Origin of the sequence: Cryobacterium sp. 10I1, from assembly GCF_035019805.1 — a bacterium.
Taxonomy (GTDB): Bacteria; Actinomycetota; Actinomycetes; order Actinomycetales; family Microbacteriaceae; genus Cryobacterium; species Cryobacterium glucosi.
In genome coordinates, this window is record NZ_JASJVF010000169.1 from 1 (window position 1) to 7,332 (window position 7,332).

Annotated in this window: 6 protein-coding genes; 1 reads left to right on the forward strand and 5 read right to left on the reverse strand. The window is 68.0% G+C overall.

The window, feature by feature from the left end:
- The 5 genes from QN345_RS13415 to QN345_RS13435 all read right to left on the reverse strand — a co-directional run.
- The coding region (locus tag QN345_RS13415) for a DUF4118 domain-containing protein (protein WP_323508751.1) at positions 1-1,789 on the reverse strand (1,789 nt) is incomplete at its 3' end.
- A 10-nt stretch (positions 1,790-1,799) separates the two neighbouring features.
- A complete protein-coding gene (gene kdpC, locus QN345_RS13420; RefSeq protein ID WP_322140801.1) occupies positions 1,800-2,414 on the reverse strand; it encodes a potassium-transporting ATPase subunit KdpC in 615 nt (204 codons plus the stop codon).
- A gap of 51 nt (positions 2,415-2,465) precedes the next feature.
- Positions 2,466-4,676, reverse strand: a complete 2,211-nt coding sequence (gene kdpB, locus QN345_RS13425) for a potassium-transporting ATPase subunit KdpB (protein ID WP_322140802.1) — start codon at positions 4,674-4,676, stop codon at positions 2,466-2,468.
- A gap of 91 nt (positions 4,677-4,767) precedes the next feature.
- Positions 4,768-6,441, reverse strand: a complete 1,674-nt coding sequence (kdpA, locus tag QN345_RS13430) for a potassium-transporting ATPase subunit KdpA (RefSeq protein ID WP_134558434.1) — start codon at positions 6,439-6,441, stop codon at positions 4,768-4,770.
- Positions 6,441-6,530: a potassium-transporting ATPase subunit F gene (locus QN345_RS13435; RefSeq protein ID WP_134446468.1), complete on the reverse strand. Its 90-nt coding sequence runs from the start codon at positions 6,528-6,530 to the stop codon at positions 6,441-6,443. Before QN345_RS13435 ends, kdpA begins: the two co-directional genes overlap by 1 nt.
- A 330-nt stretch (positions 6,531-6,860) precedes the next feature.
- Here QN345_RS13435 and QN345_RS13440 point away from each other — a divergent pair, with 330 nt between their 5' ends.
- Positions 6,861-7,286 carry a hypothetical protein gene (locus tag QN345_RS13440; RefSeq protein ID WP_323508752.1) on the forward strand — a complete coding sequence of 142 codons (426 nt, stop codon included), beginning with the start codon at positions 6,861-6,863 and terminating at the stop codon, positions 7,284-7,286.
- The last annotated feature ends 46 nt before the right edge of the window (positions 7,287-7,332 follow it).

A 7,332-nucleotide genomic window follows, 5' to 3' on the forward strand; every position in this document is an offset into this window, starting at 1 on the left:
CACTGGCCGTCTCTGCGAGGTCGCTGTGTTCGAGCGCGGCGTCGAGCTGGGTCGCGATCACGCCGAGCAGTCGTCGCTCGGACGCTGCGAGGTCGCGTCCGGAGAGCTCGAGGGTGCCCCGGGTCCCGACGGGGACCGTTGCGAGGGGGGTGTCCGGGCCGGCCTGAGCGGGCGAGCCGTCGGAGTACAGCAACGTCCCGCCCGCGAACAGGCGCACCCCGGTGAGGTTGAAGGCCTCGCGGGTCCTGGCGACGAGCGCGGGAACGGCGTCCTCGCCGCGGAGCACGCTGCCGGCAACGGTGGCGAGGAGTTCTGACTCACCCGCGGCGCGCTGGGCGCTGCGGCTTCGTCGGGCGGCGAGGTCGACGACGTAGCTGACGACGCCCGCGTTGGCCAGGTACAGGACGAGCGCGAGGGCGTGTGCGGGTTCGGCGATCGTGACGGTGTAGAGCGGGTTCACGAAGAAGTAGTCGAGGGTGAGCCCGGAGAGCAGCGCGGCGAACAGGGCAGGCCAGAGTCCGCCGACGAGGGCGACGACGATGACGAGGAGTTGATAGCTGAGCACCTCGCTCGTGATCGATTCCTCGCTGTGGGTCGCCACGAGGAGCGCGGTGAGCAGCGGACCGCCGACGACGGCGAGGCCGAGGCCGGCCAGCCGTCTGCGGAGGCTCAGTGCACCGCCGATCCGGGGGAGGCGCATCCGCTCGCCCGCGGCGGAGTGCGTGACGACGTGCACGTCGATGTCTCCGGACTCCCTGACGACCGTCGTGCCGATTCCCGGCCCGCTGAAGGCCGCCTTGAGCCGGGTACGCCTGCTCACACCGATCACGAGCTGGGTCGCATTCGAGGCCCTGGCGAATTCGACGAGGGCGGTCGGGACGTCGTCGCCGACGAGCTGGTGGTAACTGCCGCCGAGTTTCTCAACGAGGGCCCGCTGGGCCGCGAGCGCGCCGGGGTGTGCGGAGCGGAGTCCGTCCTGGCTGATCACGTGCACGGCGAGGAGCTCGCCCCCGGCTGCGCGCCCAGCGATCCGTGCCCCGCGGCGCAGCAGCGTCTCGCCCTCCGGCCCGCCGGTGAGCGCGACGACGACACGTTCGCGGGCTTCCCACTTGCTGTCGATGCCGTGTTCGGCCCGGTAGTTCTTGAGTGCCGTGTCGACCTCGTCGGCGAGCCAGAGTAAAGCGAGCTCGCGCAGGGCGGTGAGATTGCCGAGTCGGAAGTAATTCGACAGGGCGGCGTCGATCCTGGCGGCGGGATAGACGTGGCCCTCGGCGAGCCGGTCGCGCAGGGACTGCGGGGCGAGATCGATCACCTCGACCTGATCCGCGGCACGCAGCACGCTGTCCGGGAGGGTTTCGCGCTGGGGGACACCCGTGATCTGCTGCACGACGTCGTTGAGCGACTCGATGTGCTGGATGTTGACCGTCGAGATGACGTCGATGCCCGCGTCGAGGATGGACTGGACGTCCTGCCACCGTTTGTCGTGGGCGAGTCCGGGGGCGTTGGTGTGGGCGAGCTCGTCGACGAGTGCGATCGCGGGTGCGCGATCGAGGACAGCCTCCAGGTCGAGGTCGGTGAGTTCGATCCCGCGGTGCCGCCGGACGAGGCGCGGCACGACCTCGAGTCCTTCGAGCATCGCGGCCGTCGCAGGGCGGTCGTGGGTTTCCACGACCGCGACGACGACGTCCTTGCCCTCTGCGTGCAGCCGCCTGCCCTCTTCGAGCATGGCGTAGGTCTTGCCGACGCCCGGTGCGGCACCGAGCAGCACCCGCAGTCGACCGCGTTTCATGTCACGCCTTTCAGCCCTGGCCGGGCAGCGCCGCGAGGGCGAGGTTCAGTTGGAGCACGTTGACGGTGGGTTCGCCGAGGAAACCAAGGTCCCGTCCCTGAATCCTAGACTCGACCAGGGCGCTGACCGTCGCGACCGGAAGGCCGCGGGCCGCCGAGACCCTGTTCACCTGGATCCGGGCGTACTCCGCGCTGATCTGGGGATCAAGACCCGACGCGGATGCCGTGAGCGCGTCAGCGGGGATCTGGGCGGCGGTCACGCCGTCGGATCCCTCGATTGCGGACGTCCGGTCGGCGATCGCGGCGATCAGGTCCGCGTTCTCCGGACCGAGGTTACTGCCGCCGGAGGCCGCCGCATCGTAGCCGTCGCCCGCTGCGGATGGCCGGGACTGGAACCACTCCGGAAGGGCCGCTCCCTGGGCATCCGTGAATGACTGGCCGATCAGCGAGGAGCCGATCGCTCCAGAACCCCCCTGGATGAGGGAACCGTTGGCCTGGTTCGGCAGGGCGACCTGCCCGAAGGCCATGATCGCGAGGGGATAGGCGACACCGAGGATGACGGTGAAGACGAGCATGGCGCGAAGGGCGACGCCGTACTGGCGGGCCGAGCTGCGAGGGGAACTCATGGTGACGTTGTCCGTTTCCGTGGAAGTGAGGTTGGGGAGAGGTCCGGCGGGTCAGAAACCGGGGAGCAGTGCGACGAAGAGGTCGACGAGCTTGATCCCGAGGAACGGTGCGATCACACCACCCAGGCCGTAGATCAGCAGGTTGCGGCTGAGCACGCTCGCGGCGGCGGCCGGACGGTAGGTGACTCCGCGAAGCGCGAGCGGGATCAGTACGACGATGATGATCGCGTTGAAGATGATGGCGGACAGGATCGCCGAGGCTGGCGAGTGCAGCTGCATCACGTTCAGCACGGCGAGGCCGGGGAAGACCCCTGCGAACATGGCCGGGATGATCGCGAAGTACTTGGCGATGTCGTTGGCGATCGAGAAGGTGGTGAGGGCGCCGCGGGTGATCAGAAGCTGTTTGCCGATTCGGACGATATCGATGAGCTTCGTCGGGTCAGAGTCGAGGTCGACCATATTGCCGGCCTCCTTCGCGGCGCTGGTGCCGGTGTTCATCGCGACCCCGACGTCGGCCTGGGCGAGTGCCGGTGCGTCGTTCGTTCCGTCGCCCGTCATGGCGACGAGATTGCCGCCCTCCTGCTCACGCCGGATGAGGGCGAGCTTGTCCTCTGGGGTGGCCTCGGCGAGGAAGTCGTCGACGCCGGCTTCCGCTGCGATCGTCTTGGCGGTCAGCGGGTTGTCGCCGGTCACCATGATCGTGCGGATGCCCATGCTGCGCAGTTCGGCGAATCGTTCGGCGATTCCCTCCTTGACGATGTCCTTGAGGTACACCACTCCCAGGATCCGCCGCGCCCCGGATCCAGGGACCGCCGAGTTGTCCGCCGTGTTGCCCGCAGCGCTGCCCTCGGCCACGACGAGGGGGGTGCCGCCCAGTTCTGAGATCCGTTCGACGGTCGCGTTCAGGTCGTCGAGGATCGTCGACTCGACGTTCGTGGTTTCGCTCACCCAGGCGAGCACGGCGGAGCCGGCGCCCTTGCGCACGAAGGAGCCGTCGGGCAGGTCGATCCCGCTCATCCGGGTCTGCGCCGTGAAGGGCACCACGACGGCGTCGAGGGTTCCCGGATTCCCGAACCCGGTTTCGATGGCGAGGTCGACGATCGATTTGCCCTCTGGGGTCGGGTCGCTCAGGGAGGACAGTGCTGCTGCGTTGATGAGTTCGCCTCTATCGACCCCGGCGAGCGGGGTGAACTCCCGTGCCTGCCGGTTGCCGTACGTGATCGTGCCGGTTTTGTCGAGGAGCAGGATCGTAACGTCGCCCGCCGCCTCGACTGCGCGTCCCGACATGGCCAGCACGTTGCGCTGCACGAGCCGGTCCATTCCTGCGATGCCGATCGCGGAGAGCAGGGCGCCGATCGTGGTCGGGATCAGGCAGACGAGCAGGGCGACGAGGACGGGCAGGCTCACGGCGGCGGCGGAGTATCCCGCGATGGGGTTGAGGGTGAGGGTGACGACGAGGAACACGATCGACAGGCTCGCGAGCAGGATGTTGAGCGCGAGCTCGTTCGGGGTCTTCTGCCGGGAGGCGCCCTCGACAAGGGCGATCATGCGGTCGACGAAGGTCTCGCCCGGCTTGCTCGTGATGCGGACGACGATCCGGTCGGAGAGCACCCGGGTGCCGCCGGTGACGGCGCTCCGGTCGCCGCCGGACTCACGAACGACGGGTGCGGATTCACCGGTGATCGCGGACTCGTCGATCGACGCGATGCCCCAGACGATGTCGCCGTCTCCGGGGACGAGCTCCCCGGCGGTCACGATCACGGTATCGCCCAGTGTCAGGTCGGCGGAGGAGACGGCGGAGACGGTGGCCCGTTCGGCCGCGGCATCCGCTGCCTCGTCGTAGCCGGCAACGAGGTTGGCGATCGTGCTCGTTCGGGTCTGGCGGAGGCTGTCGGCCTGCGCCTTGCCGCGGCCCTCGGCGACGGCTTCCGCGAGGTTCGCGAAGATCACGGTGAGCCAGAGCCAGAATGCGATGCCGACGGTGAAACTCGCCGGTACGTCGCCGCCGCCCGAACGGGCCGGTCCGCCGAGGAAGGGTTCGACGATCGCGAGCAGCGTGGTGAGCGCGGCACCGACCTCGACGATGAACATGACGGGGTTCCGCCACATCAGCCGGGGGTCGAGCTTGCGCGCCGCCATCGGGAGTGCAGCGACGAGCTGGGCAAGGTTGATCGCGCTCGATGCGCGTTTCCGCGGATGTTCTCCAGCGGGCGCTCGGCCCTCGCCCCGTGGAGAAGTGGATGCTTCGGTGACTGTCGACATGATTACTGCTGCCCTTCCGTCGGGGAGTCCGGCGTGAGTGGTGACAAGGAGAGGAACGGGGGAGCCTGGGTGCCGGAGGCGGTGGTCATGGCTACTGCAGCCCTTCCGCGAGCGGACCCAGCGCGAGCACCGGGAAGTACGTGAGCGCCGTGATGATGACCGTCACGCCGACGAGCAGCCCGACGAACTGCATGCGGTGGGTCGGCAGGGTGCCGCGCGTCGCAGGAACGGTGTCCTGGGCGGAGAGGGCTCCGGCGAGGGCGAGCACGAGGACGATCGGCAGGAAACGGCCGAGGAGCATGGCAACGCCCAGCGCCGTGTTGAACCACGGCGTGTTGGCGGTCAGTCCCGCAAAGGCGGAACCATTGTTGTTGGCCGCGGAGGTGAAGGCGTAGAGCACTTCGGAGAGACCGTGCAGCCCGGGGTTCCAGATGGAGGTGCCCTCGACATCCGCTCGCACGGCGGGGATCGCGAAACTCAGGGCCGTTCCGGCGAGGACGAGGGTCGGGGTCACCAGGATGTAGAGGCTGGCGATCTTGATCTCGCGCGGGCCGATCTTCTTGCCGAGGTATTCGGGAGTGCGGCCGACGAGCAGGCCGGCGATGAAGACCGTGATCACGGCGAGGATGAGCATTCCGTAGAGCCCGGACCCCGTGCCGCCCGGGGCGACCTCGCCGAGCATCATGTTGAGCATCGGCATCAGGCCCCCGAGGGCCGTGAAGGAGTCGTGCATCGAGTTCACGGCACCGGTCGAGGTGAGGGTCGACGCCGTCCCGAAGAGGGCGGACCCGATAATGCCGAAGCGCTGTTCCTTGCCCTCCATGGCGCCACCCGCTGCGAGTGGGGCCGTTCCGGCACCGCCGAGCTCGAAGAGGGTGAGCGCGGTGAGGGAGACCACGAAGATGGCGGCCATCGCTCCGAGAATGGCATAGCCCTGTCGTTTGTCGCCGACGATCGTGCCGAAGGTGCGGGGCAGGCTGAACGGGATCGCGAGCATGAGAACGATCTGGAACATGCTCGTCCACGCGGTCGGGTTTTCGAACGGATGCGCCGAGTTCGCGTTGAAGAATCCGCCGCCGTTCGTGCCGAACATCTTGATCGCCTCCTGCGAGGCCACCGGCCCGCCCGGTATGGACTGGGTGGCGCCCGTGATCGTGGTGACGTCCGTGAAGCCGGTGAGGTTCTGGATGACGCCGCCGGCGAGGAGAACGAGCGCGGCGAGAATCGCCACAGGGAGCAGCAGGCGCAGTACCCCGCGGGTCAGGTCGACCCAGAAATTGCCGATCGTGCCGGTCCGGCGCTGAGCGAAACCGCGCACCAGGGCGATCGCAACGGCGATGCCGACCGCGGCGGATACGAAGTTCTGCACGGCGAGGCCGAGCATCTGCACCGAATAGCCCATGGTCACGTCGGGTGAATAGGACTGCCAGTTCGTGTTGGTCACGAATGAGACGGCCGTGTTGAACGACAGGCCCGACGGGATGGCCGGAAAGCCCAGGGAATAGGGCAGTACCGCCTGGGCTCGCTGAATGACGTAGACGAAAAGCACGCCGATGAGGGAAAAGGCGAGCACGCTGCGCAGGTAGGACTGCCAGGTCTGCTGCGACCGGGGATTGACCCCGACCAGGCGATAGAAGCCGCGCTCGACCCGGTTGTCACGCGACGACTGGTAGAACGCCGCCATGTAGTCGCCCAGGGGGCGATAGATGAGGGCGAGGACAAGCGCAAGGGTGAGCGCCTGGAGAACGGCGAACCAGAGGTCCATCAGAACCTTTCCGGCTTCACGAGCGCGAGCACGAGGTAGGCCAGGGCCGCGACGGCGAGGAGGGCGCCGAGCAGATCGAAGACGATCACAGTTTCTCGACTCCCTTGGCCACGAGGCCGATCAGGGCGAACACGGCGATCACGCCGAGAACGTAGACGATGTCAAGCACGAGGTCGGGCACAGGAGAACTCCATCCACACGGTGACCGCGCCGGTGCAGGCGCGGGTATCCCGGGGTCGGAACCGGGGTACTCCATAGGAATACGCTGGATTCGGGGCGGAGAATGGGGTCCTCACGGTATCCATACGGCGCACCGGCGGAACCTAACGGTTTCTCTGCGCTGGTGCGCGCTCCCGTGCAATGTGCGCGGTCGCTCGTCGCAGCGAGGGTCGTCGGTGCGCGCTGGCAGAATGGAAAGCGTGTACATACTGGTCGGTCGAAGGGGGAACGGGGAGTTCCTCGTCGAGGTGCTGAACGCCGGGGGTGTGACTCTCGGTGCCGCCCGCCCGGTGTCGGCGGACGACTTCCCCGGGTATGTGCTCCAGGAGGAACCCGGGTCGCCGCGCTGGGTCTGGGAGGACACCGCGAGCATCTACCCGGTCCTGCTCGAGGCCGGCGTCCGCGTCGAACGTGCCCACGACCTGCGGCTCTGCCACGCGATCCTGCGCCACTCCGTCCTCACCGCCGCGAGCGACCTCGCAACGGCGGCACCGAGCCGGTGGGATGCCGCCCTCGCCATCGTCGCGGAAACCCGCGATCCCGGAGCCACGCTTTTCGAACTGCTCGGAGAGGACATCGATCCCGCCGGAGAAGCGGACGCGGGCACGGTGCACTCGCCACATTGAGATCGGTACTCGGCTATGTCGACGCACAGGTACTCGATGGAGCGTG

Bases quoted from the DNA above. Each gene is read 5' to 3' on its own strand.
- kdpB (WP_322140802.1), bottom strand. From the start codon at position 4,676: ATGTCGACAGTCACCGAAGCATCCACTTCTCCACGGGGCGAGGGCCGA.
- kdpC (WP_322140801.1), bottom strand. From the start codon at position 2,414: ATGAGTTCCCCTCGCAGCTCGGCCCGCCAGTACGGCGTCGCCCTTCGC.
- kdpA (WP_134558434.1), bottom strand. From the start codon at position 6,441: ATGGACCTCTGGTTCGCCGTTCTCCAGGCGCTCACCCTTGCGCTTGTC.